Consider the following 24,954-nt stretch of genomic DNA (forward strand, 5'->3'; position numbering starts at 1 on the left):
CCCGTGATTCGCCCGTCGCATCACAGCTGCGCCCGCGCGCGCCCCTAGACTGTGGCCATGGCCCACGCAACCTTCACCGCGGACGACGCCGTGGAGCTCGCCGTGATCGAGCGCAGCGGCTTCATCGAGTCCCGCCACCTGGGCTCGGCGGTGGTGCTTGCGGGCGATGGCACGGTCGTCACAGAGCTCGGCGACATCCGCACCCCCGTGTTTGCGCGGTCCACCCTCAAGCCCCTCCAGGCGCTCGCGTCCATGCAGACAGGCGTCCCGCTGCGTGGCACCCAGGTGGCACTCGCGTGTGCCTCGCATATTGGGTCCCTCGACCATATGGATGTCGTCGAGGGCATGCTCCACGCGGCGGGGCTGAGGGAGACCGACCTGCTGTGCCCGGCCGAGTGGCCGAGGGATGAGAACGCGCACGCATGGTTGGCGCGTTCGGGCCAGGGCAAGCGCCGGCTCGCGCACAACTGCTCCGGCAAGCACGCGGCGTTCCTCTGGGCTTGCGCCGAGAACGGCTGGGACCGCCGCAACTACCTCGAGCCGAACCATCCGCTCCAGCAGCGCATCCGGGCAACAATCGAAGAGTACGCCGAGGAGCTCATCGCCCATCTGGGGATCGATGGATGCGGCGCCCCAGTCGCGGCGCTGTCCCTCCACGGGCTCGCCCGTGCCTTCTCCCGCCTCGCCAAGTCCCCGGGAGACGAGGACGCCAACGCCCGAGCCGCGACCGTCGCCACGTCGATGCTCGACTACCCCTGGGCTGTGCAGGGCCACGACCGTGCAAACACAGTGGTCATGGAGGAGCTCGGTGTCCTGGCCAAGGTGGGCGCAGAGGGCCTGCTCGTCCTCGCGACGCCCCAGGGTGCCACGGTTGCGGTCAAGGTCCTCGACGGCAACGTCCGTGCCACGACCCTCGTGGGCCTGACGATGCTCGCCGCGGCGGACGCCGTGGACGTCCCCGACGTGGCCCGCGTCCTGGAACGCGTCGTCGAACCCGTCATGGGCGGGGGACGGCAAGTCGGCCGCATCCGGCTCGGCCGCGCCGTTTCGGCCCTGCTGGACTAGACTCGCTGGGCTTCGTAGGAGGAACTCGCATGGCTGGGCGCCGCAGGATCGCGCACGACGCCGGCCGCGCCGCCGTCGCTGCCTGGCGCGCCCCGCGCTCGGGCCAGGACAGCCCATCGCGGCAGACTCTTGCGACCGCGGTGCGCTTCCTCCTCGAGGAGCTCGCCGCGCGAGCGCCAGGCAACTCGGTCGAGGTGCGCGTCCCGCCGTTTGGGGTCGCGCAGTGCGTCGAGGGGCCGCGGCACACGCGGGGAACGCCCCCGAACGTGGTGGAGACGGACGCCGAGACGTGGCTTGCGCTCGCTACTGGCGGGCTCGGATGGCCCGAGGCGCTTGCTTCGGGGAAGCTCACCGCCTCGGGCACCCGGACGGACCTGAGCGAGTACCTGCCGCTCGCCTGAGCATTCCGTCCTAGCCGCGGCCCACGAACGGCATGCCAGCAGCCGTGATGAGCAGGCTGCCCACACTCGCCTCGCGAGGCAAGGAGGCCATGAAGGCGACCGCCCTGGCGGCCTCCTCGACGTCGAACGTGGGCTCGACCCGCCGCGACCCGTCGGCCTGCAGCGCACCCTCGCCTACGCCGAGGGTGGTCATGATCTCCGTGCGCGTGTTGCCAATGTCAATCTGGCCAGCAGTGATGCCGTAGGCCCGGCCGTCGAGCTCGATGCTCTTGGTCAGGCCCGTGATCGCGTGCTTCGTCGTTGTGTACGCGGCCGATTTGGGCCGAGGAGAATGCGCAGAGATCGAGCCGTTATTGATGATCCGTCCGCCCTGCGGCACCTGCGCCTTCATGGTGCGGAACGCAGCGGCCGCGCACAGGAAGCTTCCGGTGAGGTTCACGGCGACCGTGGACTCCCAGGCGGAAACGTCGATCTCCCCGACGTCTCCGGACGGTCCGAACGTGCCTGCGTTGTTGAAGAGCACGTCCAGGCGCCCGAAGACACGGACCGTCTGTGCGAAGAGCCGCTCGACGTCGGCGGGCTGGGTCACGTCGCAAGGCACCACGAGCGTGTGGTCTCCGTCGATGACGCCTTCGGTACCGGCCGTCTCCTTCAGCGGGCCTTCCCGGCGGCCTGCGAGCACCACGTGCCACCCGTCCGCCAGGAGGCGCTGCACAACGGCACGACCGATTCCGCTGCCTGCTCCGGTCACTACTGCTACACGCGGTGTCGCGCGCTCTCCCATGAGGGCCTCCTGTCTGCGATCCGACCCCTACCCGGCGCACCGTACCCGAGCAGGGAGAGGTTGGACGTGTTGACTGGAGAGCCTACCCAGTTCCCCGGCGGCGCGGGTGCGCCGGGCACTACGGGAAACGCGGGCGGCCCCACGACGTCACGGGTGGGCGACACGGCCCTTTCGCCCGAGACCCGCGAGCGCGCGCACGAGCGCAACCAATTGCGCGATGATCCCGATGAACGAGCCGACGATGGCGATGACAAGCAGAATCCTGGCTGCGAGTGCCCAGTCGAATGAGCTGTCCGGGAAGTCGAAGGGGAAGAGGTCCCAGATCCGGAAGAGGGCCACGAGCCCGAAGATGGCCACCACGATCCCACCCAGAGCGCGGACCACCGCCGAGCCCGCGACGAGGTACACCGCGTTCGCCACGATAGCGGCGATCCACACGGAGTTCACGGCTCCCATGACCTGAGCTGTGCTCGAGGTCAGGAAAGGCACAGCCCACCAGCCCGGCCACATGTTGGCAAGGCCGAGCATTGCACCGTTGACGATGATCCCGGGCATGGCGCCCGCGCGTGGAGACCGTCCCTGCTCTTTCGCGGCCATGGCTCCATCAGAACGCAGGCCGGGCGGTGGCGTCAGAGGCTTTCGTCCCAGAGGCTCGGTCTATCTGCCAGGGACGCCCGTACGGCCGATGCGAACGGCCCCGCACCTGAGCGGTTGCGGGGCCGTTGCGGCGAAGTGGCACCGTGGAGCACGGCGGCAGCCTGGAGCGGTCAGCGGGCGATGAACCAGCCGAGGACCGGCAGGCGAGACACCCAGCCGTTGTCCTGGTGGCGGTCCGCTTGGACAGCGAGGTCTGGATCGACGCCGGTGACTGTGGGAATGTAGCGCTCTGCCGGCGCCTGCGGGAGGACGGATGCCTCCCCGGTGGATGGACGCGTGAAGGTCGTGGTGGACATTGTTCTCCCCTTCCTAGGCTCTTGGTCAGTGGTCATCGCGTTTGCCTCTCCGTCCGTCCTTGCAGAAATTTCGTATAACGGAAAAGTTTTCTTGATGTATGAAAGCCTACGCGACACCCCACGAGGGGTCAAGGATTTTTGCTTGTGCCCCAGCCCCGCGGCGCGCGGATCGTCAGGCGCGGTTGAGCTCCGCAGAGATGTGCGCTGCGGCCTCGCGCAGGAGCGGGACGGCGCGGTCGCCGAAGGACTCGTCCACGCGGGACACGGGCCCCGAGACCGAGATCGCCGTGGGAGTCGGTGCGTTGGGCACGGCCATGGAGAAGCAGCGGACGCCGATCTCCTGCTCCTGCTCGTCGATCGCATACCCGCGGGCACGAATCTTGTCGAGGTCGGACAGGAGCGAATCGACATCCCCGAGGCTGTACGAGGTCGGGGTCGGCATGCCCCGCCGCGCGACGATCGAGCGGACCTGGTCGTCGTCGAGCTGGGCGAGGATCGCCTTGCCCACGCCGGTGTCATGGGTGTGGGCCCGGCGGCCCACCTCGGTGAACATGCGCATCGCGTGCGGCGAAGGGACCTGGGCCACATAGATGACCATGTCCGAGTCCAGCACGGCCATGTTGGAGGTCTCGCCCAAGCGGTCCACGAGCATCTTCAGCTGCGGCCGCGCGAGGGCGCCCAGCTGCTTGTTCGCGCCCTCGCCGAGGCGGATGAGCCGTGGGCCCAGCGCATAGCGCCGGTTCGGGAGCTGGCGGACATAGCCGAGCGAGACGAGCGTGCGCAGGAGGCGGTGGATCGTGGGCAGCGGGAGTTCGGTCGACGACGAGAGCTCGCTGAGCGTCACATCCCCACCTGCGTCGGTGATGAGCTCGAGGAGCTCGAAGACACGCTCTACGGACTGGACGCCGCCAGATGCCTTCTCTGCCATGGTTCCTCCTGGGGTGCAGCCGAAGATTCCGACAAAAATTATCCGCATCCCGGAAACCTGCGGCCTTTCCACGATACCGCAAGGACCCCTGCAAAGGTAGGCATCGGGCGGTCAGAGGGACTTGTTTTTTCCAAGATACAGAGAATAATATCCGTAGTACGGAAATACTAGCGAGGCTGAGGCCTCCAGACCGAAGGACGATCAATGGCGAGTCCCAGCCCCGGCAACTCCATCACCCTCCGCGTCGACGCCCCCAGCCGCATCAGCATTACCAGCGAGCTCGCCGCCGCTGTCGCGGCGGCCGGAGCCCCCGTTACCGCACTGGACATCAGCGAGTCGCACCACGACGGCGTCGTCGTCGACATCACCTGCAACACCACCTCCGAGCAGCACGCCGAGAAGGTCGCCGAGGCGCTCGAGGCGCTCGAGGGCGTGACGGTCCGCAAGGTCTCCGACCGCACCTTCCTCATGCACCTTGGCGGCAAGCTCGAGGTCGTCCCGAAGGTTCCCCTCCGCAACCGGGACGACCTCTCGCGCGCGTACACCCCCGGCGTCGCCCGCGTCTGCCGTGCCATCGCCGAGAACCCCGAGGACGCGCGCCGCCTCACGGTCAAGCGCAACACCGTCGCGGTGGTCACCGACGGCACCGCCGTGCTCGGCCTCGGGGACATCGGCCCCGCGGCCGCCCTGCCGGTCATGGAAGGCAAGGCCGCGCTGTTCAAGCAGTTCGCCAATGTGGACGCATGGCCGGTCTGCCTCGACACGAAGGACACCGAGGAGATCATCAAGATTGTCAAGGCGATCGCCCCTGTATACGGCGGCGTGAACCTCGAGGACATCGCGGCCCCACGCTGCTTCGAGATCGAGGCCCGCCTGCGCGAGGAGCTCGACATCCCGGTCTTCCACGACGACCAGCACGGCACTGCCATCGTCACGCTCGCGGCCCTCGTGAACGCCCTCAAGCTCGTGAACAAGAAGATCGAGGACGTCCGCATCGTCGTCTCCGGCGTCGGCGCCGCAGGCAACGCGATCATCCAGCTCCTTCAGGCACAGGGGGCGCGGAACATCATCGCGTGCGACCGCAAGGGCGCCATCCACAAGGGCCGGGAGCTCACGGACGCGCACCGCATCTGGGTTGCCGAGAACACCAACCCCCAGGCCTTCTCGGGCACGCTCGTCGAAGCGCTCAAGGGCTCGGACGTGTTCATCGGCGTCTCGGCACCGAACCTGTTCGGCCCGGAGGAAGTCGCCACGATGGCCGAGAACGCGATCGTGTTCGCGATGGCCAACCCGGACCCCGAGACGGACCCGGTCGCCGCCGCGGACACCGCCGCCGTCGTCGCCACCGGACGCAGCGACTTCCCGAACCAGATCAACAACGTGCTCGCGTTCCCGGGAGTCTTCCGCGGTCTGCTCGACGCTGGCGTGGCCGACATCACCCCTAAGATGCTGGTGGCTGCGGCCCAGGCCATCGCAGGCCGCGTCTCGGACGAGGAGCTCAACGCGAGCTTCATCGTGCCGAGCGTGTTCGATCCGCACGTCGCCCAGGACGTTGCGGCCGCGATCGTGGCCGCCGCTCAGGCGTAGTCCGCAGAAGCAATTCCACAGGCCGAGGGAGAAACCCGGACACCGGGAGAAGAAGGAGAATGGCTATGGCCATCACTGTCACCGACAATGCGCCGATCGCGGGCGCTCACGAGATCCTCACCGATGAGGCGCTCGCTTTCGTCGAGGAGCTCCACAAGCGCTTTGCTGCCGAGCGCAATGCCCGGCTCAAGGCTCGCAAGACCCGCCGCGCCGAGGCGGCGAGCACCGGTCGGCTCGATTTCCTGCCCGAGACCGCCGATGTCCGCGGCGGCGACTGGAAGGTCGCCGAGGCCCCGGCCCCGCTGCTTGACCGCCGCGTCGAGATGACCGGTCCCGCGAGCCCGGCCAAAATGGCGATCAACGCCCTCAACTCCGGCGCCAAGGTGTGGCTCGCGGATATGGAGGACGCCTCGAGCCCACACTGGGCCAACGTGGTCGATTCCGTGATCAACCTCCGCGACGCTGCGAACGGCACGCTCTCCTACACTTCTCCCGAGGGCAAGGAGTACTCGCTGCGCAAGGACGCACCGCTCGCCGTGGTGATCACCCGCCCGCGCGGCTGGCACATGGAGGAGCGCCATGTTCTGATCGACGGTGAGCCCGCCATCGGCGCACTCGTTGACTTCGGCCTCCACTTCTTCCACGTGGCCAAGCCCCTGATCGCGTCCGGACGGGGCCCGTACTACTACCTGCCGAAGATGGAGAGCCACCTCGAGGCGCGCCTGTGGAATGACGTGTTCGCCTTCGCCCAGGACTACCTCGGCATCCCCCAGGGCACCATCCGCGCCACCGTGCTCATCGAGACGATCCCGGCCGCGTTCGAGATGGACGAGATCCTCTACGAGCTCCGTGACCATGCCTCGGGTCTCAATGCGGGCCGCTGGGACTACCTCTTCAGCATCATCAAGTACTTCCGCGATGCGGGCGAGAAGTTTACGCTCCCGGACCGCGCCTCGGTGGTCATGACCGCCCCGTTCATGCGCGCGTACACTGAGCTCCTCGTCCAGACGTGCCACAAGCGCGGCGCCTTCGCGATGGGCGGCATGGCGGCGTTCATCCCGAACCGCAAGGAGCCGGAGACCACGGCCGCCGCGATCGAGAAGGTCCGCGCGGACAAGACCCGCGAGGCCACCGACGGCTTCGACGGCTCCTGGGTGGCCCACCCGGACCTCGTGTCGACCTGCCAGGAGGTCTTCGATGCTGTGCTCGGCGACAAGCCGAACCAGGTGGACCGTCAGCGCCCCGAAGTGAGCGTCACGGCGGAGGACCTCCTCAACGTCTCGGCGACCGAGGGCGAGGCCACCGAGGCCGGCCTGCGCCTGAACCTCTACGTGGCCGTCGCCTACACGGCGGTGTGGCTCTCGGGCAATGGCGCCGTGGCGATCCACAACCTCATGGAGGACGCCGCGACCGCGGAGATCTCCCGCTCGCAGGTATGGCAGCAGATCCACAACAAGGTGGTCCTCGCGGACACCGGCAACACGGTGACCCACGAGCTCGTCGAGCAGGTCCTCGCTGAGGAGACCGAACGCCTCCGCGGCGAGGTTGACCCGCAGATGTTCGCGAAGTTCTACGAGCCGGCCAGCCGCCTCATCGCGGACATCGTGCTGTCCGCGGATTTCACGGACTTCCTCACCACCCCGGCCTACGAGCTGGTGGGCTGAATGAACGAGCCCCACGCGAACGCGAGCCTCCCGGCGCGCGTGTTCGACGACGCCGACCTCGACCGCATCGACGCCAGCCTCGCCGACACCGACCGGCTGCTCGCCGAGGCATACCCCGGCGACTCGGGGACCCGCCAGCCCGTCCACACGGTCTACGTGCCTGCGGACCGCTTCACCCCGCAGCTCGCTGCGGAGTGGGGCGCCGCGGCGCTGGAGGCCGCGGACGGTGCCGGCGGTCTCGAGGCCCTGGCCCGCCGCGTGGGGCTCGCTCCTTCCCTCGCGGCCGAGGTCGCGCCGCGAGTCGAGGCGAAGCTGAAGTCCGAGCCGATCGAGGACCTGCGCATCGACTTCGAGGACGGCTACCTCGCCCCGGGCAAGGCGGCTGCCTTCGGCGCGGAGCCGGACGAGGTCGAGGACGCCGAGGCCGTGCGCGCGGCGGATTCAGTCGCCGCCGCAGTTGCCGCAGCAGCGGAAGGTACGGCAAGCACGACGCCGTTCATCGGCATCCGCTTCAAGTGCTTCGAAGAGCCCACCCGCCGACGCGGCCTGCGCACACTCGAGCTGTTCGTCGCCCGCCTCGCCCAGAACGGCGCGCTCGCAGCCCTGGGCGACGGACTCATCCTCACGCTGCCCAAGGTCACCACGGTGGACCAGGTCAAGGCGATGGTGTTCGCCGTCGAGCGCCTCGAATCTGCCCTCGCCCTACCTCAGGGGCGGCTCGGGTTCGAGGTCCAGGTGGAGACGCCGCAGCTCATCATCGGCTCGGACGGAACCCACCCGGTCGCGCAGCTGCCGCACCTCGCGGACGGCCGCATCACGGCACTGCACTACGGTACGTACGACTACTCAGCCTCGCTGCAGATCGCCGCGGCCTACCAGTCGATGGAGCACCCGGTCGCGGACTTTGCCAAGGAGGTCATGCAGCTCGCGGTAGCCGGGACGGGCGTCCGCCTCTCCGACGGCTCCACGAACATCCTCCCGCTCGGGGACGCAGCGCAGCGCGAGGAGGCCTGGGCGCTCCACGCCCGCCTCGTGCGCCGGAGCCTCGACCGTGGCTACTACCAGGGCTGGGACCTGCACGCGCATCAGCTGCCCACCCGGTACATCGCCACGTACGCGTTCTACCGTGAGGGCCTCGAGGCCGCGACGACCCGACTGCGCAACTACGTGCAGCAGACTGTGGGGGCTGTCCTTGACGAGCCCGCCACGGCCCGTGCGCTCGCGGCGTTCGTGCTCCGCGGCGTCCAGTGCGGCGCTGCTGACGCGGACGAGGTCCTGGCCTCGACAGGACTCACTGAGCTCGAGCTGACACGCCTCGCGCATCCTCGCCTGGCGCAGGACCACCATGCCGCAGGCGCCGGCGCCAAGAACTAGAAGGAGGCCCGCATGGGCAAGTACTACTACCCCGAAGGCGGCCTGCCGCCGCAGACGCACCTCACCACCGAGCGGGCGATCGTCACCGAGGCCTACACGGTCATCCCGAAGGGCGTGCTGACGGACATCGTCACGAGCAACCTCCCGGGCTTCACGAACACCCGCTCATGGATCATCGCACGCCCGATCTCGGGCTTCGCGACCACGTTCTCCCAGCTCATCGTGGAGATCGGCCCGGGTGGCGGCGCACCGAAGGCCGAGTTCGAGCCCGGGGTCGAGGGCGTCGTGTTCGTAGTCAACGGCAAGGTCAACCTCACGCTCAACGGCGAGGTGCACGCGCTCGAGGAGGGCGGCTACGCGTACCTCGCCGCCGGCGACGCGTGGGGCCTCGAGAACGTCTCAGGGGCGCCGGTCTCCTTCCACTGGGTCCGCAAGGCGTACGAGCGGCTCGAGGGATACGAGGCAAAGAGCTTCGTGACCTCGGATGCCGAGGTCGCCCCTCGCGAGATGCCGGATGTGAACGGGGTCTGGAAGACAACGCGCTTCGTGGACCCAGACGACCTGGCGCACGACATGCACGTGAATATCGTGACCTTCCAGCCCGGGGGCGTCATCCCGTTCCCCGAGACCCACGTCATGGAGCATGGCCTGTACGTGCTCCAGGGCAAGGCCATGTACCTGCTCAACAACGACTGGGTCGAGGTCGAGGCCGGCGACTTCATGTGGCTGCGCGCCTTCTGCCCGCAGGCCTGCTATGCGGGCGGCCCGGGGGAATTCCGCTATCTCCTCTACAAGGACGTCAACCGCCAGGTGAAGCTCACCTGACGCGCACGTCCCCTGAGTGACGGGTCAGTCCCCGCTGCCCGAACCGCCGGCAATCCGGTAGGACTCCTGGATCATCTCGCCGAGCTCGCCGCGGGAGATCCGCTCGAGCCGGACGAGGACGATCTGCGGGGAGTTCAGGTGATGCGGGATCTCCCAGTAGAAAGTCTCCCGGTCCGTGGCCGCGAGCGCCTCCCGCTCCTCGGTCTTGAGCGTGACGACCCCGGGCTCCCAGATCCTGGCGAACAGGGTCTTGGCGAACCACGCGGGCTGATTCCAGCTGGGCCGCTCGGTCACACCGGGCAGCGTCAGGCACAGCTGCCGCACATCGTCCTCGGTGGCCATGCCTCAGGGCTCCCTTAAGCGCGCGGGGCTGACCTTGTAGACCAACTCAACCAACGCGCCGTCAAACGTTCCAGAGTCCACCAGCTCGAGCTGCACCGGGGCTTTTGGCCCGAACCGGCGCCCCTCGCCGATCATCGACGGGGCGATGACAAGGCGGAGTTCGTCGACCTCGCCCAGCCCAAGCAGCTCCGCTACGAGGTCCAGGCTCCCCCAGCACCCGATATCCCCCTCGGATTCGGCCTTGATGCGGCGGATCGTGTCTCCCGTGTCCCCCGCCACCACCTTGCAATCGCCGAGTGACCCCCAGGGGGCCTCGGTGTGCGAACGGGTGAACACGTACCGATCGAGCGCGTTGAAGGCTGGCGCGATGAGCTCATCCGCGGCATCGTCGGTCGGCCAGAACGCGGAGAACCCCTCGTACGTCCGTGCGCCCATCACGATCGAACCGAGCCCCTCGATGAGCGCCAGTTGCCGCCGGGCGAAGTCCTCGGCGGAGCCGCCGGTGAAGGACTCCATGAAGGAGATGGACCCAGTGGCGTCTGCCGCGAAGCCATCGGCGCTGAGCGATTCCTGAACTATGAGGCGTCCCATGCCTCCACCGTTTCACCCCACGGCGGCCGGCATCAAGGGATGGGCGTGCGACATCCGGTCTGCGGCTGCTCTCATGCCGCCCGCGCCGGGGCCCCCATGCCTCAGGCTCCCACCGCACCGGCTACGGTTGGTTCGCCATGACCATGACCGAACGCCGCTACCCCTGGGCCGTGCTCGCGCACGCATTCTTCCTGCAGCTCGCCGTGTACACCGTGCGTCCTACGGCCTCCTACCGGGCCCTCGAGCTCGGCGTGGACCCGGCGCTGCTCGGGCTCGTGGTCGCGAGTTTCTCCCTCCTTCCACTCCTCGCCGCGGTCTGGGTGGGGCGGATGGACGACGCCGGCCACGGCCGCGCGCTGCTGCTCGCCGGTGCGGGGCTCATGGTGGTATCTGGGATCGGGCTGCTCGCGGCGACGCCGGACGTGTGGTGGCTTCTCGGCTGGAACGTCGCGCTCGGCCTCGGCCATCTCATCAGCCTCCTCGGCGAGCAGAGCCGGATCGCCTCGACCTCAGCCGATGCAGGCCAGCGAAGGCGCCTCGACTCGCTGTTCGGCATCTACACGTTCACCGGCTCGGCGGGCCAGGCGGTCGCGCCGTCGCTCCTCGCCGTTGTGGGCGGCGGTGCCGTCCTCCCAGACACCGGCCAGCTGTTCGGGTGGTACCTCGCCGCCGCGGTGGGCATGCTCGCCGTCACGCTGCCGATCGCGCTGCGGCGGGAACCGCCCGCGGCGGCGGAGGCATGGGACGCCGGCCGCGCCGTTGTCGGCCCCCCACGGCTCGGCATGCGGGCGGCCCTTGCAGCGGATCCAGACGCCCGGCGCCCGCTCGTGGCCTCGATCGGGGTGTCCATGATGGTCCTGTGCTCGATCGACCTGATCCAGGTGTACCTGCCGGCGCTCGGTGTCGACCGCGGCGTGCCGGCGGCGGTCGTCGGAACACTCCTGACCGGCCGTGCCGTGGCGACCATGGCCTCGCGGCTGGCGATGGGCCGCCTCGTCACGCGGTTCGGGCGGCCGCAGCTCATCCTGTGGGGAACCGCAGCCGGTGCAGCAGGCGTCCTCGTGATCGCGGCCCCCCTGCCCGTATGGGCGCTGGCCCTGGTGCTCGTGGCGGCAGGGTATGCGCTCGGGATCGTTCAGCCGCTCACCATGACCGTGGTCACGCTCGCGGCGCCGGCAGGCACCGCGGCGACGTGGCTCGCGGCCCGCATCACGGCCAACCGGCTCGGCCAGGCGCTCATCCCGCCGGCCGTGGGCCTGCTCGCGGCCGGGTTCGGGTCAGCGGGAGTCTTCGGGGCAACCGGGGTGCTGCTCGGCGTTGCGGCCGTAGGCTGGCGGACCCTCCGCCCCTGAACCTTTCGGGTACCCCGCACACGGCGCCGGCTGCGCGCCCCTCGCGAGTGGGCCGGCCGCCGCCGCGGCCGAGGCCGAGGCCGACGAAAGTCACCCGCCTCGGCCGGAGCCCTCGGCGACTTCCGACGAGCCCTCGTCGTCGCGTGCTCCGGCTGCCGTCTCGTCCTCGTCCTTCGGTGCATCGTCCTGGTTCTGCGGCCGCCAGCTCAGGTGCACGCATACGCCGCCTTCCTCGGCCTCGATGCGCATCACGATGTCCTGGCCGATCAGGTGCTGGTGCTCAAGGTAGCTGCGGTCGGTCTGGGCCTCCTCGAGAAGGCGCTTGAGGGCTACCGCCATCGCGCGGCCCCAGTCGTTGGGGTCCTTGCTCGAGGAATGCTCTATTGCTCTGTACGTGGCCATGCCTCCATCATTGCCCGACACCGCATCGGTCAGCCAGTAGGTGAAGCACCAGGTATTTGGTATCCAATCGGGTTGACCTGGATCACATCCGGACCTAAACTTTCATTCAGAGATATTTTTCTTCCACGATCTGGAATATCAGATCCGAGAATCGGTTTCGTGAACCTTGACTGAGAAGGGCCCAATCATGACGTACACGGTGAACTGCTCCATCCTCCTGACCGAGCTGCCCCTGCTCCAGCGTCCGGGCGCCGCGAAGGCCGCAGGGTTCGACGCCGTCGAGTTCTGGTGGCCCTTCGCCGAGGCCGTCCCCGCGGACAAGGACGTCGATGCGTTCATCGCGGCGCTGGACAATGCGGGCGTGCAGCTCTCGGGCCTGAACTTCTTCGCCGGGGATATGCCCGCTGGCGATCGCGGCCTCGTGTCGTGGAAGGGCCGTTCCGGCGAGTTCACGGACAACATCGACGTTGTCGTCGGCATCGCCGAGCGCGCCGGCACCACGGCGTTCAACGCGCTCTACGGCAACCGCCGGGACGAGTTCACGCCTCAGGAGCAGGACGAGCTCGGGCTGAACAACCTCGTCGCCGCGGCGCAGGGCGTGGCGAAGGTCGGCGGTACCGTCCTGCTCGAACCGGTGTCCGGCACGCCGGCCTACCCGCTCAAGACCGCCGCGGACGCCCTCGGCGTCATCGCCAAGACCAAGGAGGCGGGTGTGGAGAACGTCAAGCTCCTCGCGGACTTCTACCACCTCGCGGTCAACGGCGACGACGTCGCCGCCGTCATCGAGGAGCACGCCAAGGACTTCGGCCACATCCAGATCGCCGACAACCCCGGCCGCGGCGCCCCCGGCACCGGCGAGCTCCCCCTCGGCGAGTGGGTCTCTCGCTCCCGCGAGCTCGGCTACACCGGGTACATCGGCCTCGAGTACAAGGCCCCCCAGGCAGAGGCCTTCAAGTGGGCCATCCGCCCCGTCGCCTGAGCTGCCCGCACGGCCCCGCCCACCCAGACGCCCCAAGGAGATTCTCATGAGTAACATTGCAGTCATCGGCCTCGGCATCATGGGCCTTCCCATGGCCGTCAACCTCGTCAAGGCCGGCCACACGGTCACCGGCTACAACCGCAGCGAGGACAAGGTCAACAAGCTCGTCGCCGAGGGCGGCAAGGGCGCCTCGAGCGTCGCGGACGCCGTCAAGGACGCCGAGGTCGTCATCACGATGGTCCCAGACTCCCCCGACGTCGAGAGTGTCGTCTCCGGCGTCGCCGACGGCAAGGACGGCGTGTTCGCGAACGCCACGAAGGGCGCCCTGTGGATCGACGCCTCCTCGATCCGTCCCGATGTCGCCGCGCGCCTCGCCGCCGACGCCCGCGAAGCCGGCCTCCGCCCCCTCGACGCCCCCGTCTCCGGCGGTGAGCAGGGCGCCATCGACGCTGTGCTGTCCATCATGGTCGGCGGCGAGAAAGCGGACTTCGACGCCGCGCTCCCGATCCTGAGGGCCGTGGGCAAGACCATCGTCCACGTTGGCCCCTCCGGCTCGGGCCAGACAGTCAAGGCTGCGAACCAGCTCATCGTCGCGGTCAACATCCAGGCGCTCTCGGAAGCCATCGTCTTCCTCGAGGCCTACGGCGTGGACACTGACGCCGCCCTCAAGGTCCTCGGAGGCGGCCTCGCCGGCTCCAAGGTCCTGGACCAGAAGGGCCAGAAGATGCTGGACCGCAACTTCGACCCGGGCTTCCGACTCGCCCTCCACAGCAAGGACCTCGGCATCGTGACCTCGGCCGCGCGGGAGGCCGGCGTCGTCGTCCCGCTCGGTGCGGCAGTCGCCCAGCTCGTCTCCGCCCTCGTGGCCCGCGGTGACGGCGGCCTCGACCACTCGGGCCTCTTCAAGCTCACGGCCGAGCTCTCCGGCAAGGAGTAGGTAGTCCTCGCAGAGGCGAGCTGACGCACGACGCCGACCCGTCGCCGTCGTGCGCCACCCCTTTCGAGGGTGCGCCTCCCCACAGACAGCCGGCCCCGGGCGCGCAACCTCGGGGCCGGCCCCTTTCCCACCCCCACCTTCCTCACTTTTTGTATCCCAAAGGAGCTTTCGACATGGCAAAGATGCGCACTGTCGACGCGATCGTCGCCATCCTGGAGAAGGAGGGCGCCACTGAGGCCTTCGGCCTGCCCGGCGCCGCGATCAACCCGCTGTACTCGGCCATGAGGGCCCACGGCGGCATCCGCCACACGCTCGCCCGCCACGTCGAGGGCGCCTCGCACATGGCGGACGGCTACTCCCGTGCCAAGGCCGGCAACATCGGCGTCTGCCTCGGCACCTCGGGCCCTGCGGGCACCGACATGATCACCGGCCTCTACGCGGCCCAGGCGGACTCCATCCCGATGCTGTGCTTCACGGGCCAGGCGCCCGTCGCGAAGCTGCACAAGGAGGACTTCCAGGCCGTGGACATCGAGTCCATCGCCAAGCCGCTGACCAAGATGGCCATGACCGTCCTCGAGCCCGGACAGGTGCCCGGCGCCGTGCAGAAGGCCTTCCAGCTCATGCGCTCCGGCCGCCCCGGCCCCGTGCTCCTGGACCTTCCGTTCGACGTGCAGATGGCCCAGATCGAGTTCGACATCGACGCCTACGAGCCCCTCGCGGCCGAGAAGCCGCGCGCCACGCGCAGGCAGGCCGAAAAGGCGCTGGACATGCTCACGGCCGCCGAGAAGCCGCTCATCGTGGCCGGCGGCGGCATCATCAACGCCGACGCCGCCGCGCAGCTCGTCGAGCTCGCCGAGACGCTGAACGTGCCCGTGGTCCCGACGCTCATGGGCTGGGGTGCCATGCCGGACGACCACCGGCTCATGGCCGGCATGGTGGGCCTGCAGACCTCCCACAAGTACGGCAACGCGACGTTCCTCGAGTCCGACTTCGTGATCGGCATCGGCAACCGGTGGGCCAACCGCCACACCGGCTCGGTCGAGAAGTACACGGCGGGCCGCAGCTTTGTGCATGTGGACATCGAACCGACCCAGATCGGCCGCGTCTTCTCGCCCGACTTCGGCATTGTCTCCGACGCCGGCGCGTTCCTCGACGAGGTCCTGGCCGTGGCGAAGGAGCGCAAGGCCACAGGCCAGCTGCCCGACTACACCGCGTGGGCCGCCTCCGCCCAGGACAAGCGCGGCCGCATGCAGCGCAAGACGCACTACGAGAACGTGCCGATGAAGCCGTTCCGCGTCTACGAGGAGATGAACAGGGCGTTCGGCCCGGAGACGACCTACGTCACCACGATCGGGCTGTCCCAGATCGCCGGCGCCCAGCTCCTGCACGTGTTCGGCGCGCGCAAGTGGATCAACGCCGGCCAGGCAGGCCCGCTGGGCTGGACCGGGCCAGCCGCCCTCGGCGTGGTGCGTGGCAAGCCGGGCGAGACGGTCGTGGCGCTCTCGGGGGACTACGACTTCCAGTTCATGATCGAGGAGCTCGCCGTGGGTGCGCAGTTCCAGCTCCCGTACATCCACGTGGTGGTCAACAACTCCTACCTGGGCCTCATCCGCCAGTCCCAGCGCGGCTTCGAGATGGACTACCACGTCTCGCTCGCGTTCGAGAACATCAACGCCGAGCCCGAGACGGGAACCGCCGCCGGCTACGGCGTGGACCACGTGAAGGTCGCCGAGGGCCTCGGCTGCAAGGCCATCCGCGTGGAGCACCCGGACGATCTGGGCCCGGCGTTCGAGAAGGCCCGCGCCCTCATGGCCGAGTACAAGGTGCCCGTGGTCGTGGAGTGCATCCTCGAGCGCGTCACCAACATCGCCATGGGCACCGAGCTGGACAACGTGACCGAGTTCGAGGAGCTCGCTGCTCGCCGCGAAGACGCCCCGACCGCTCTGGTCGCGCTGCTCGACTGACCTATCCGCCGCAGAAGGAACTGAACCCATGAAGATCGTCCTCGCCCCGGACAAGTTCAAGGGCTCCCTCACGGCCGCCGAGGTGGCGGAGGCCCTCGCGGAGGGCCTCCGCGAGGTGCTCCCCGAGGCCGACCTCGTCCTGGTCCCCGTGGCGGACGGCGGCGAGGGCACCGTGAGCGCGGCGCTCGGCGCGGGCTTCACCCCGCGCCGGGCGGCTGTGGCCGGTCCCACCGGCCGGACGCTCACGGCAGAATTCGCGGTGTCTGAGGCGGCTGAGGGCCAGCCCGATGGGACAAGGCGCGCTGTCATCGAGATGGCGGCCGCGTCCGGCCTCGATGTGCTTCCTGACGGGGAACTCGACGCACTCGGCGCCACGAGCCTCGGCACGGGCCAGCTCATCCGCGCGGCCCTCGACGCCGGCTGCCGGGACATCGTCCTCGGCGTGGGGGGCAGCGCCTGCACCGACGGCGGCGCGGGGATGCTCACAGGCCTCGGTGCCCGGTTCACGGATGACGCCGGCCGCGACCTGCCGCTCGGAGGTTCGGCCCTCGCGCGGATCGCCGCGGCGGACCTGTCCGGCCTCGACGCCCGGCTCGGCCGTGCACGGCTCACCCTCGCTGCCGATGTCGACAATCCCCTCCTCGGGGCGCGCGGAGCGGCAGCCGTGTTCGGCCCGCAGAAGGGGGCATCGCCGTCGGATGTCTCCGAACTGGACGGCGCCCTGGCGCGTTTCGCCGCCGTCCTCGGCGAGGCAATGGGCCCAGCCGCGGTGGCCGCGAAGGACCTCCCGGGCGCGGGCGCGGCCGGGGGCGTCGGGTACGCGGCCCTCGCCTTGGGCGCGACGCGGCGGCGCGGCATCGACGTCGTGGTCGAGTTCACCCGGCTGCGCGAGAAGCTCGCCGGTGCGGACCTCGTGGTGACGGGTGAGGGGAGCCTCGACGCGCAGTCGCTCGCGGGGAAGGCCCCGGTTGGTGTCGCCGCCGAAGCCGTTGCCCACGGCATCCCCGTGGTCGCGGTGTGCGGGCGCAGCCAGCTCACCGATCCCACGGACCTTCAGAGGGCCGGCTTCCGGGCCGTCCGCGCACTGACGGACATCGAAGAGGATGTCGAGACGTGCATCCGCCAGGCTGCGCGCCTCCTGCGGCAGGTCGGGATCGATCTGGCCGCGTCTATCGTTGACATTGGGAACGGAAAGGAACCTGTGCGGTGACTGCAACCGAGTACGACCTCGTGATCCGCGGGCAGCGGGTCCTCACGACCGCGGGCATCGCGCCCCGCGAGGTCGGCATCATCGACGGGCGCATCGTTGCGCTCGAGCCCCTCGGCAATGCCCTCGTGGGCCGCGAGACTATCGAGCTGGCCGAGGACGAGACCCTCATCCCCGGCCTCGTAGACTCGCACGTGCACGTGAACGAGCCCGGCCGCACCGAGTGGGAGGGCTTCGCGTCCGCCACGAAGGCCGCCGCCGCCGGCGGGGTGACCACGATCATCGACATGCCGCTGAACTCGGTCCCGCCCACCGTGAACGTGGACGCGCTGAACATCAAGCGCAAGTCCGCGTGGACGCAGGCCTTCGTGGACGTCGGCTTCTGGGGTGGAGCGGTCCCGGGCAACACCGGCGATCTCCGCGCGCTGCACGACGAGGGCGTGTTCGGGTTCAAGTGCTTCCTCCTGCACTCGGGTGTGGACGAGTTCCCGCCGCTCGAGGAGGACGAGCTCGAGAAGGACCTGGCAGAGATCGCGGGCTTCGACGGGCTCATGATCGTCCACGCGGAGGACTCCCGAGCGATCGACCGTGCCCCCAATCCCGAGGGCGATGTCTACGAGAGCTTCCTCCACTCCCGCCCGCGCGGGGCGGAGAACGTCGCGGTTGCCCAAGTCATTGAGCGGGCCCGCTGGACAGGCGCACGGGCCCACATCCTGCACCTCTCGTCGTCGGACGCGCTCGCCATGATCGCGACGGCCAAGCGCGACGGCGTGAAGCTCACCGTCGAGACGTGCCCGCACTACCTCACGCTGCTGGCGGAGGAGATCCCGAACGGTGCGACCGCCTTCAAGTGCTGCCCGCCGATCCGTGAGGCGAACAACCGCGAGCTGCTGTGGAAGGGCCTCGAGGACGGCGTCATCGACTGCATCGTCTCGGACCACTCCCCCTCCACGCTCGATCTCAAGGACCTCGAGAACGGCGACTTCGGCGTGGCGTGGGGCGGCGTGGCATCGCTTCAGCTGGGACTCCCGCTCATCTGGACCGAGGCGCGGCAGCGCGGCATCCCGCTCGAACGCGTCGTCGAGTGGATGGGCCGCAAGCCGGCCGAGCTGGCACGCCTGCAGCGCAAGGGCACCCTTGCCCCCGGCTACGATGCTGACTTGGCGATCTTCGCTGCGGACGAGACCTTCATCGTCGACGCCGAGAAGCTGTACCACAAGAACCACATCACGCCGTACCAGGGCAAACCGCTCTCCGGTGTGGTGCGCCGCACGTTCGTGCGCGGCGCCGAGGTGGACTTTGCCGAGCCCCAGGGCCGGCTGATCCGCCGCGGCACCGCGTAGGGACAGCGGCCAGCTGATCCACCTACAGGAGGAACCATGACAGCACTGACGAAGCTCACCGCTGGCCAGCAGGCCCCCACATTCACGCTCCCGGACGCAACCGGCCGCGAAATCTCCCTTGAGGATTACCGCGGCCGCCGGACGGTTGTGTACTTCTACCCGAAGGCCGCCACCCCCGGCTGCACCACCGAGGCGTGCGATTTCCGCGACAGCCTCGATGCGCTCAACGCCGCCGGCGTGAGCGTCATCGGCATCTCGCCGGATCCCGTGGAGGACATCGCCTCGTTCGCCGAGGACTTCTCGCTCACCTTCCCGCTCCTCTCGGACGACGGCGCGCTTGTGGCCCGCGAGTGGGGCGCCTGGGGCGAGAGAATCGTCAACGGCGAGGTGCGCGAGGGCATCCTGCGCTCGACCGCGGTCATCTCCCCGGAGGGCGAGGTCGAAACGATCGACTACGGCGTCACGGCCGACGGCCACGTCGCGGCGCTGCGCACGCGGCTCGGCCTCTGAGCCACGCGGCTGAGCTCAGCCACTGCGGTGGTTGAGCGAAGTTGACACGAGGGCCCCCGGCCAGTTCATGAACGATGAGCTGGCCGGGGGCCCTCCTGCGTCCGCCTCAAGCTTCGCCGAAGTCACCTGACCTCGGCGCGGGGTGACAGGATTGTGTATCCCAAATCACTCAGATGTGTTGACAGTCACAGCACCGTACGTCAGAATAATTGCACGTGCTGAAATAACAGTTCCACGATACGAAACCCAGGCGATGATCTGGACACCGATGTTTCCGTATAGCCGTCACCGTGGATGCCAGCATTGAGCCGTTGAGGACCAGACAAGCATGCTGCTTGATCAGTTCAATGCCGCCCCCGCCGAGAAGGCAAGAGAGCTCCTGAAGCCTTGCCTCGACGTCGACCGCTGGGTCACAGAGATCGTCGATGCCCGCCCCTATGCGCGTCTCGACGATCTCCTGGCCACCGCACGGGGCGCGGCACATCCGTTCACCGACCAAGAGCTCGAGGCCGCACTCGCCCACCACCCCCGCATCGGGGATCGGGCAGAAGGCGCGAGCACCGAGGCGGGGATGTCCCGCAGCGAGCAGGCCGGCGTCGACCCTGCGGACCACGCGATCGCCGGGGCACTCGCCGAGGGGAACCGGGCCTATGAGGAGAAGTTCGGCCGGGTCTTCCTGATCCGCGCCGCAGGCCGCAGTGCCCAAGAGATGCTCGCTGCCCTCCAGGATCGGCTGGGCCACACGCCCGAGCAGGAGGAGCCCATCGTGGCCGAGCAGCTCCGCGAGATCGCCGTGCTGCGTCTGCAGCAGCTTCTCGCAGAGCAGACCCTGGCCTCGAAAGGAGCCTGAGCGCATGAGCGCCTCACATGTGACCACCCACATTCTGGATACCGCTGCCGGGAAACCGGCCGCAGGTGTCGCCGTCGAACTCTACGCCCGCGACGGCGAGGCATGGTCCCAGATTGCTTCGGGCACCACCGATGCTGACGGGCGGGTGAAAGACCTCGGCCCCGAGCAGCTGCACAGCGGTGCATACCGTCTCCAGTTCGCCACGGGCGCCTACTTCGCCGGCATCGGGCAGGACACCTTCTTCCCGGAAGTCTCGCTGACCTTCACGGTCAGCGCGGCAGATGCGCACTACCACGTGCCGCTGCTGCTGAGTCCTTTCGCCTTCTCTACTTACCGAGGGAGCTAAGCAATGACTGAGAACACCAAGATCGTCTTGGGCAAGAACCAGTACGGCAAGGCCGGGGTGCGGGTCGTCAAGATCTCGCGCGACACGGAGCGCCACGAGATTGAAGACCTCAGCGTCACCTCGCAGCTGCGCGGCGACTTCGATGCAGCGCACCTCGAAGGCGACAACGGCCACGTGGTCCCCACCGACACCCAGAAGAACACCGTCTTCGGATTCGCCCGCGACGGTGTCGGCTCGCCGGAGGAGTTCCTCATCCGCCTCGCAAACCACTTCACGGGCGAGTTCGCGTGGGTCACCGGCGGCCGCTGGGAGGCGGAGCAGTACGCGTGGGAGCGAATCCAGACCAGTGCGGTCTCGTCGCAGGGCCAGGCCGAGGGCCACGACCACTCGTTCGTCCGGAAGGGCCAGGAGGTCCGCAACGCGGTCGTGGTCAAGGACGGCGACACCATCCAGGTGGTATCCGGCCTCAACGACCTCACGGTCCTCAAGTCCACGCAGTCCGGATTCGTCGGCTACCCGAAGGACCGCTTCACGACCCTCGAGGAGACCACGGAGCGCATCCTCGCCACGGATGTCTCGGCCCGGTGGCGCTACAGCCCTGAGGCGATCGCGAATGGCTCGGTGGACTTCAACAAGTCGTACCACGACGTCAAGGCGCTCCTGCTCGAGGGCTTCACCGAGGGCTACTCGTACGCACTGCAGCACACCCTCTACGGCATGGCTCAGAAGGTCCTCGAGGCGCACCCGGAGATCGAGGAGGTCCGCTTCTCCGCCCCTAACAAGCACCATTTCCTTGTGGACCTGACGCCGTTCGGCCTCGACAACCCCAACGAGGTCTTCTACGCGGCCGACCGCCCGTACGGCCTCATCGAGGCGAACTTCCAGCGCGAGGGCATCTCGGACGACTCCAACGCCTGGGACGGCATCACCGGGTTCTGCTGAGCCGGCGTTCCGTCCCTGCAGCTCACGCGCTGAACGCAAGGAGCGCACGACGGCGGTGAACTCCGGCCGCCGTCGTCCTCCTCCCGCTCGCCTCGCCCGAGGCGAAACCCGACCCCCCGACGGGGGCACCCCACTCGTTGCGCACTCGGAATACCACAGCTGACAAGGAGGTCTGCTATGTCCCGAAATCCTGTGCCCGCACCCGGCCATACCAACGCCGAGGCGGTCCGCCCCGAGGATCAGAAGCTGCCGATCGGCACCGCGTTTGCCTACGGCTTCCAGCACGTCCTGACGATGTACGGCGGCATCATCGCGCCGCCGCTCATCATCGGCTCCGCGGCCGGCATCAAGGGGCCCGACATCGCGCTCCTCATCACGTCGTGCCTGTTCGTCGGGGGCCTCGCGACCCTCCTCCAGACACTCGGCGTCAAGTGGTTCGGCTCGCGGCTGCCGCTCGTTCAGGGCACCTCGTTCGCCTCGGTCGCGACGATGCTCGCGATCGTCAGCGGCGGCGGCGGGATCCAGGCGGTCTTCGGCGCGGTGATCGCGGCCTCGCTCATCGGCCTCCTCGTCGCCCCATTCTTCGCGAAGATCGTCCACTTCTTCCCGCCGGTCGTCACGGGCGTGGTCATCACCTCGATCGGACTCTCCCTGACCCCGGTTGCAGCGAACTGGGCGATGGGCGGCAACGCAAAGGCCCCGGACTACGGCTCGCCGGCTAATCTGGGCCTTGCGGCGCTGACGCTCGTGATCATCATGCTCCTGAGCAAGCTCGGCAACGCGGTCATCTCCCGGCTGTCGATCCTGCTGGCCATCGTCATCGGCACGGTCGTCGCGGCGTTCGTCGGCATGGCCGACTTCTCCAAGGTCGGCACGGGAGCGATCTTCGAGCTCCCCCGTCCGTTCGCGTTCGGGCTTCCGACCTTCGAGCCGGCGGCCATCATCTCCATGGTGATCGTGATCCTCGTGATCCTCACGGAGACCACCGCGGACATCCTCGCCGTAGGCGAGATCGCCGGCAGCAAGGTCGATTCGAAGCGGATCGCGAACGGCCTCCGCGCCGACAATGCTCTCCTCGGCCGTCGCCCCCGTGTTCAACACGTTCACCCAGAGCGCGTTCGCCCAGAACGTCGGCCTCGTCGCGGTGACCGGCATCAAGTCCCGGTTCGCGGTTGCCGCGGGCGGCGGGGTCCTCGTGCTGCTCGGGCTCCTGCCCGTCCTCGGACGCGTGGTAGCGGCCGTGCCGACGCCCGTGCTCGGCGGCGCGGGCATCGTCCTCTTCGGGACGGTGGCGGCCACCGGCATCCGGACCCTGTCGAAGGTGGACTACAGGGACAACATGAACCTGATCATCGTCGCGACGTCCATTGCGTTCGGCATGGTCCCGGTCATCAACCCCGCCTTCTACGGGCACTTCCCCACCTGGTTCCAGGTGATCTTCGACTCGGGCATCAGCTCGGCGGCCATCATGGCGATCCTGCTGAACCTCGTCTTCAACGTGTTCAAGCGGGGCACGCCGCACAACCCGTCGGTGTTCGGCGCGGCCCCCGTTCGCGTGGTCCCCGAAGAGGTCCTCGAATGCCTCGAGGAGGGCGACCGCTGCGAGAACGGCAAGATCGTCGATAAGGACGGGAACGAGGTTCCCGTCAAGGCAACCAACGGGACCCACGGGCACTGACCCAAGCCCGAGCAGGAGAGGGCCCCTGCCTCCACTGAGGCAGGGGCCCTCTCCTGTGCTCAGCGGAGCATTGACCGGGCGTCCACAACACAGTAATGTCCTTCACAGCTGGGGAGCACCAAGTGTCACATCCTGTCTGTTCAGGAGGAACCGTGGCAGACGACGTCGACATTCACCTTGTCCTCCAGCGCAGTGCGGTCGGGATCCCTCCGAGCGTAGCCGATGCGGTTGAGGGGGCAGGTGCAGCGGCCCGACCGCAGTTCTCGGGCACGAGCGACCCGTCTCTGTCGACCTTCTGGCTCGTCCGCGTTCCACATGAGAACGCCGCTGGCCTCGTCGATTCCCTGCGTCAGCTTCCCGACGTCGACGGCGCCTACATCACCCCGCCTGACGAGCCCGCATGACGCGGGCGTCCCCTCACTTAGGACGTCTCATGCCTGCCCCTTCATCGCCAGTTGAAATCGTCGTCGTCGCCCAGAATAGCGAAGCTCCGATCGGCCATGCGGACCTCACCGCGAGCCGCTCCGCCGAGACCCGGATCATCGAGCTCGCCTCTCCCGGCGCCACGGTGACCCGCAGCTTCGGACCAGCCAACCGTCTCGGCGACCGCGTCCGAGGAACCTCTCTCGAATCCTCGGGGTCAGCCCTGCTGAACTACTTCTCGATCACCGGCTTCGAGGGCAACGCAGATGAGATTGCTGCAGCGCTCGCGGCCGACGACGCAGTCGCCTCGGCTTTCGTCAAGCCGCCGGCCGAACCTCCCATTGCCCCGCCCGTCGAGGGAGCCGTGGCAGAGCGGGCCCCGGGAACGGGCGACGCCCCGCCCTCCACCCCTGACTTCACAGGAAGCCAGGGCTACCTCGATGCGGCACCCAACGGCGTCGACGCACGATGGGCCTGGACCCGACCGGGCGGCCGCGGCGCCGGCATCCAGATCGTGGACGTCGAGGGCGCGTGGCGCTTCACCCACGAGGACCTCCTGCAGAACCAGGGCGGGGTGATCAGCGGCCCCGAGTCGGCCGACATCGGCTGGCGCAACCACGGCACGGCCGTGATCGGAGAGTTCAGCGGCGACGACAATGGCCTCGGCATTACCGGCATCGCCCCCGATGCCAACGTCCGTGCGGTCTCGATCTTCGGCTCAGGCGGCTCCGCGGCGGCCATCCGGACGGCCGCAGACGCGCTCGGCGCTGGTGACGTGATCCTCATCGAACTGCACCGCCCCGGCCCCCGGTTCAACTTCGCGGGCCGCTCCGACCAGCTCGGCTACATCGCGGTCGAGTGGTGGCCGGACGACTTCGCGGCGATCCAGTACGCGATCGGGCGCGGGGTGATCGTGGTCGAGGCGGGCGGCAACGGTGCGGAAAACCTCGATGACGGTCTTTACGACACGCCCGCCGCGGGCTTTCCGGGGTCGTGGGCGAACCCCTTCCGTGGAGGGACTGCCGATTCCGGAGCGATCATCGTCGGTGCCGGTGCGCCGCCGTCCGGGAACTTCGGCTCCCCCCGCTCGCGCCTCGACTTCTCGAACTACGGCTCCCGCATCGACGCCCAGGGCTGGGGCCGCGAGGTCGTGACCACGGGCTACGGCGACCTCCAGGGCGGCCCCAACGAAGACCTCTGGTACACGCAGCAGTTCAGCGGCACATCGAGCGCCTCGCCGATCGTCGTCGGCGCCGTCGCCGCCTATCAGGGAATCAACGCCGCAGGCTCGGGACGGAAGACGCCCTCCGACGTCAGGAACAGGCTCCGCACCACCGGCTCGGGCCAGACCGACGGTCCCAACGGGCCCGCCAGCCAGCGGATCGGCAGTCTGCCCGACCTGCGGGCCCTGGCGGGCGTCATCAAGGTGAAGGACATCAAGGACGCAAAGGCGGAGAAGCTCGAGAAGGTCGAGATCAAGGAAGGCAAAGAGCTCAAGCAGGAGAAG

The 24,954-nt window shown here is 68.7% G+C and carries 25 protein-coding genes and 1 pseudogene; 19 read left to right on the forward strand and 7 right to left on the reverse strand.

Annotated elements, in window-relative coordinates; all coding sequences use genetic code 11:
• Positions 1-57 precede the first annotated feature (57 nt).
• Both LF262_RS13340 and LF262_RS13345 read left to right on the forward strand, forming a co-directional pair.
• Complete coding sequence (locus LF262_RS13340; protein WP_235780883.1) at positions 58-1,065, forward strand: asparaginase; 1,008 nt, start codon at positions 58-60, stop codon at positions 1,063-1,065.
• 29 nt (positions 1,066-1,094) lie between these two features.
• Complete coding sequence (locus LF262_RS13345) at positions 1,095-1,466, forward strand: sterol carrier family protein (protein WP_235780884.1); 372 nt, start codon at positions 1,095-1,097, stop codon at positions 1,464-1,466.
• Between the two features lie 10 nt (positions 1,467-1,476).
• Here the strand turns inward: LF262_RS13345 and LF262_RS13350 are convergent, their stop codons facing one another.
• The 4 genes from LF262_RS13350 to LF262_RS13365 all read right to left on the reverse strand — a co-directional run bounded on the left by LF262_RS13350 (position 1,477) and on the right by LF262_RS13365 (position 4,131).
• Positions 1,477-2,250 carry an SDR family oxidoreductase gene (locus LF262_RS13350; protein WP_235780885.1) on the reverse strand — a complete coding sequence of 258 codons (774 nt, stop codon included), beginning with the start codon at positions 2,248-2,250 and terminating at the stop codon, positions 1,477-1,479.
• A gap of 147 nt (positions 2,251-2,397) precedes the next feature.
• Positions 2,398-2,847 carry a hypothetical protein gene (locus tag LF262_RS13355; protein WP_235780886.1) on the reverse strand — a complete coding sequence of 150 codons (450 nt, stop codon included), beginning with the start codon at positions 2,845-2,847 and terminating at the stop codon, positions 2,398-2,400.
• Positions 2,848-3,017: 170 nt separating this feature from the next.
• The gene (locus LF262_RS13360) at positions 3,018-3,203 is read right to left on the reverse strand and encodes a hypothetical protein (protein ID WP_235780887.1); all 186 of its coding nucleotides are present in this window, start codon (positions 3,201-3,203) and stop codon (positions 3,018-3,020) included.
• 172 nt (positions 3,204-3,375) lie between these two features.
• Positions 3,376-4,131: an IclR family transcriptional regulator gene (locus LF262_RS13365; RefSeq protein ID WP_235780888.1), complete on the reverse strand. Its 756-nt coding sequence runs from the start codon at positions 4,129-4,131 to the stop codon at positions 3,376-3,378.
• A gap of 204 nt (positions 4,132-4,335) precedes the next feature.
• Here LF262_RS13365 and LF262_RS13370 point away from each other — a divergent pair, with 204 nt between their 5' ends.
• The 4 genes from LF262_RS13370 to LF262_RS13385 all read left to right on the forward strand — a co-directional run bounded on the left by LF262_RS13370 (position 4,336) and on the right by LF262_RS13385 (position 9,581).
• Positions 4,336-5,718 carry an NAD-dependent malic enzyme gene (locus tag LF262_RS13370; protein ID WP_235780889.1) on the forward strand — a complete coding sequence of 461 codons (1,383 nt, stop codon included), beginning with the start codon at positions 4,336-4,338 and terminating at the stop codon, positions 5,716-5,718.
• Positions 5,719-5,783: 65 nt separating this feature from the next.
• Positions 5,784-7,382 carry a malate synthase A gene (gene aceB / locus LF262_RS13375; protein ID WP_235780890.1) on the forward strand — a complete coding sequence of 533 codons (1,599 nt, stop codon included), beginning with the start codon at positions 5,784-5,786 and terminating at the stop codon, positions 7,380-7,382.
• Positions 7,383-8,756, forward strand: a complete 1,374-nt coding sequence (locus tag LF262_RS13380; RefSeq protein WP_235780891.1) for a DUF6986 family protein — start codon at positions 7,383-7,385, stop codon at positions 8,754-8,756.
• Between the two features lie 12 nt (positions 8,757-8,768).
• Positions 8,769-9,581: a bifunctional allantoicase/(S)-ureidoglycine aminohydrolase gene (locus tag LF262_RS13385; RefSeq protein ID WP_235780892.1), complete on the forward strand. Its 813-nt coding sequence runs from the start codon at positions 8,769-8,771 to the stop codon at positions 9,579-9,581.
• 24 nt (positions 9,582-9,605) lie between these two features.
• Here the strand turns inward: LF262_RS13385 and LF262_RS13390 are convergent, their stop codons facing one another.
• On the reverse strand, positions 9,606-9,923 hold the full coding sequence (locus LF262_RS13390; RefSeq protein WP_235780893.1) for an MmcQ/YjbR family DNA-binding protein: 318 nt from the start codon (positions 9,921-9,923) through the stop codon (positions 9,606-9,608).
• A 3-nt stretch (positions 9,924-9,926) separates the two neighbouring features.
• On the reverse strand, positions 9,927-10,514 hold the full coding sequence (locus LF262_RS13395; protein WP_235780894.1) for a dihydrofolate reductase family protein: 588 nt from the start codon (positions 10,512-10,514) through the stop codon (positions 9,927-9,929).
• Positions 10,515-10,651: 137 nt separating this feature from the next.
• On the opposite strand from LF262_RS13395, the gene LF262_RS13400 reads away from it, so the two are divergent.
• Positions 10,652-11,866, forward strand: a complete 1,215-nt coding sequence (locus LF262_RS13400) for an MFS transporter (RefSeq protein ID WP_235780895.1) — start codon at positions 10,652-10,654, stop codon at positions 11,864-11,866.
• A gap of 90 nt (positions 11,867-11,956) precedes the next feature.
• Here LF262_RS13400 and LF262_RS13405 read toward each other — a convergent pair whose 3' ends face one another.
• The gene (locus LF262_RS13405) at positions 11,957-12,268 is read right to left on the reverse strand and encodes a hypothetical protein (RefSeq protein ID WP_235780896.1); all 312 of its coding nucleotides are present in this window, start codon (positions 12,266-12,268) and stop codon (positions 11,957-11,959) included.
• Positions 12,269-12,455: 187 nt separating this feature from the next.
• Between LF262_RS13405 and LF262_RS13410 the strand changes: the two genes are divergently transcribed.
• The 12 genes and pseudogenes from LF262_RS13410 to LF262_RS13465 all read left to right on the forward strand — a co-directional run.
• Positions 12,456-13,247 carry a hydroxypyruvate isomerase family protein gene (locus tag LF262_RS13410; RefSeq protein WP_235780897.1) on the forward strand — a complete coding sequence of 264 codons (792 nt, stop codon included), beginning with the start codon at positions 12,456-12,458 and terminating at the stop codon, positions 13,245-13,247.
• Between the two features lie 46 nt (positions 13,248-13,293).
• On the forward strand, positions 13,294-14,184 hold the full coding sequence (locus LF262_RS13415) for a 2-hydroxy-3-oxopropionate reductase (RefSeq protein WP_235780898.1): 891 nt from the start codon (positions 13,294-13,296) through the stop codon (positions 14,182-14,184).
• Between the two features lie 173 nt (positions 14,185-14,357).
• Positions 14,358-16,148 (forward strand): glyoxylate carboligase, encoded by a 1,791-nt coding sequence (gene gcl / locus LF262_RS13420; protein WP_235780899.1) that lies wholly within the window; start codon positions 14,358-14,360, stop codon positions 16,146-16,148.
• A 28-nt stretch (positions 16,149-16,176) separates the two neighbouring features.
• Positions 16,177-17,358, forward strand: a complete 1,182-nt coding sequence (locus LF262_RS13425; RefSeq protein ID WP_235780900.1) for a glycerate kinase — start codon at positions 16,177-16,179, stop codon at positions 17,356-17,358.
• Positions 17,355-18,698: an allantoinase AllB gene (allB, locus tag LF262_RS13430; protein WP_235780901.1), complete on the forward strand. Its 1,344-nt coding sequence runs from the start codon at positions 17,355-17,357 to the stop codon at positions 18,696-18,698. Before LF262_RS13425 ends, allB begins: the two co-directional genes overlap by 4 nt.
• Positions 18,699-18,734: 36 nt before the next feature.
• The gene (bcp, locus tag LF262_RS13435; RefSeq protein WP_235780902.1) at positions 18,735-19,208 is read left to right on the forward strand and encodes a thioredoxin-dependent thiol peroxidase; all 474 of its coding nucleotides are present in this window, start codon (positions 18,735-18,737) and stop codon (positions 19,206-19,208) included.
• Positions 19,209-19,536: 328 nt separating this feature from the next.
• The gene (uraD, locus tag LF262_RS13440) at positions 19,537-20,058 is read left to right on the forward strand and encodes a 2-oxo-4-hydroxy-4-carboxy-5-ureidoimidazoline decarboxylase (protein WP_235780903.1); all 522 of its coding nucleotides are present in this window, start codon (positions 19,537-19,539) and stop codon (positions 20,056-20,058) included.
• A 4-nt stretch (positions 20,059-20,062) separates the two neighbouring features.
• Entirely contained in the window at positions 20,063-20,404 is a 342-nt protein-coding gene (gene uraH, locus LF262_RS13445; RefSeq protein WP_235780904.1) for a hydroxyisourate hydrolase, read from the forward strand.
• A 3-nt stretch (positions 20,405-20,407) separates the two neighbouring features.
• A complete protein-coding gene (gene pucL, locus LF262_RS13450; protein ID WP_235780905.1) occupies positions 20,408-21,346 on the forward strand; it encodes a factor-independent urate hydroxylase in 939 nt (312 codons plus the stop codon).
• A 177-nt stretch (positions 21,347-21,523) separates the two neighbouring features.
• Positions 21,524-23,024 (forward strand): annotated as a pseudogene (locus LF262_RS13455) (nucleobase:cation symporter-2 family protein).
• 152 nt (positions 23,025-23,176) lie between these two features.
• A complete protein-coding gene (locus LF262_RS13460) occupies positions 23,177-23,428 on the forward strand; it encodes a hypothetical protein (RefSeq protein ID WP_235780906.1) in 252 nt (83 codons plus the stop codon).
• Positions 23,429-23,457: 29 nt separating this feature from the next.
• Positions 23,458-24,954, forward strand: a 1,497-nt coding sequence (locus LF262_RS13465; protein WP_235780907.1) for a S8 family peptidase, incomplete at its 3' end; no start/stop codon positions are given.

Origin of the sequence: Sinomonas notoginsengisoli, from assembly GCF_021554725.1 — a bacterium.
Lineage (GTDB): Bacteria > Actinomycetota > Actinomycetes > Actinomycetales > Micrococcaceae > Sinomonas > Sinomonas notoginsengisoli.

Bases quoted from the DNA above. Each gene is read 5' to 3' on its own strand.
- uraH (WP_235780904.1), top strand. From the start codon at position 20,063: ATGAGCGCCTCACATGTGACCACCCACATTCTGGATACCGCTGCCGGG.
- LF262_RS13340 (WP_235780883.1), top strand. From the start codon at position 58: ATGGCCCACGCAACCTTCACCGCGGACGACGCCGTGGAGCTCGCCGTG.
- LF262_RS13425 (WP_235780900.1), top strand. From the start codon at position 16,177: ATGAAGATCGTCCTCGCCCCGGACAAGTTCAAGGGCTCCCTCACGGCC.
- LF262_RS13390 (WP_235780893.1), bottom strand. From the start codon at position 9,923: ATGGCCACCGAGGACGATGTGCGGCAGCTGTGCCTGACGCTGCCCGGT.
- LF262_RS13365 (WP_235780888.1), bottom strand. From the start codon at position 4,131: ATGGCAGAGAAGGCATCTGGCGGCGTCCAGTCCGTAGAGCGTGTCTTC.
- LF262_RS13360 (WP_235780887.1), bottom strand. From the start codon at position 3,203: ATGTCCACCACGACCTTCACGCGTCCATCCACCGGGGAGGCATCCGTC.
- LF262_RS13395 (WP_235780894.1), bottom strand. From the start codon at position 10,514: ATGGGACGCCTCATAGTTCAGGAATCGCTCAGCGCCGATGGCTTCGCG.
- LF262_RS13370 (WP_235780889.1), top strand. From the start codon at position 4,336: ATGGCGAGTCCCAGCCCCGGCAACTCCATCACCCTCCGCGTCGACGCC.
- bcp (WP_235780902.1), top strand. From the start codon at position 18,735: ATGACAGCACTGACGAAGCTCACCGCTGGCCAGCAGGCCCCCACATTC.
- pucL (WP_235780905.1), top strand. From the start codon at position 20,408: ATGACTGAGAACACCAAGATCGTCTTGGGCAAGAACCAGTACGGCAAG.
- LF262_RS13415 (WP_235780898.1), top strand. From the start codon at position 13,294: ATGAGTAACATTGCAGTCATCGGCCTCGGCATCATGGGCCTTCCCATG.
- LF262_RS13355 (WP_235780886.1), bottom strand. From the start codon at position 2,847: ATGGCCGCGAAAGAGCAGGGACGGTCTCCACGCGCGGGCGCCATGCCC.
- LF262_RS13380 (WP_235780891.1), top strand. From the start codon at position 7,383: ATGAACGAGCCCCACGCGAACGCGAGCCTCCCGGCGCGCGTGTTCGAC.
- gcl (WP_235780899.1), top strand. From the start codon at position 14,358: ATGGCAAAGATGCGCACTGTCGACGCGATCGTCGCCATCCTGGAGAAG.
- LF262_RS13350 (WP_235780885.1), bottom strand. From the start codon at position 2,250: ATGGGAGAGCGCGCGACACCGCGTGTAGCAGTAGTGACCGGAGCAGGC.
- LF262_RS13410 (WP_235780897.1), top strand. From the start codon at position 12,456: ATGACGTACACGGTGAACTGCTCCATCCTCCTGACCGAGCTGCCCCTG.
- LF262_RS13345 (WP_235780884.1), top strand. From the start codon at position 1,095: ATGGCTGGGCGCCGCAGGATCGCGCACGACGCCGGCCGCGCCGCCGTC.
- LF262_RS13400 (WP_235780895.1), top strand. From the start codon at position 10,652: ATGACCATGACCGAACGCCGCTACCCCTGGGCCGTGCTCGCGCACGCA.
- LF262_RS13405 (WP_235780896.1), bottom strand. From the start codon at position 12,268: ATGGCCACGTACAGAGCAATAGAGCATTCCTCGAGCAAGGACCCCAAC.
- LF262_RS13385 (WP_235780892.1), top strand. From the start codon at position 8,769: ATGGGCAAGTACTACTACCCCGAAGGCGGCCTGCCGCCGCAGACGCAC.
- uraD (WP_235780903.1), top strand. From the start codon at position 19,537: ATGCTGCTTGATCAGTTCAATGCCGCCCCCGCCGAGAAGGCAAGAGAG.
- aceB (WP_235780890.1), top strand. From the start codon at position 5,784: ATGGCCATCACTGTCACCGACAATGCGCCGATCGCGGGCGCTCACGAG.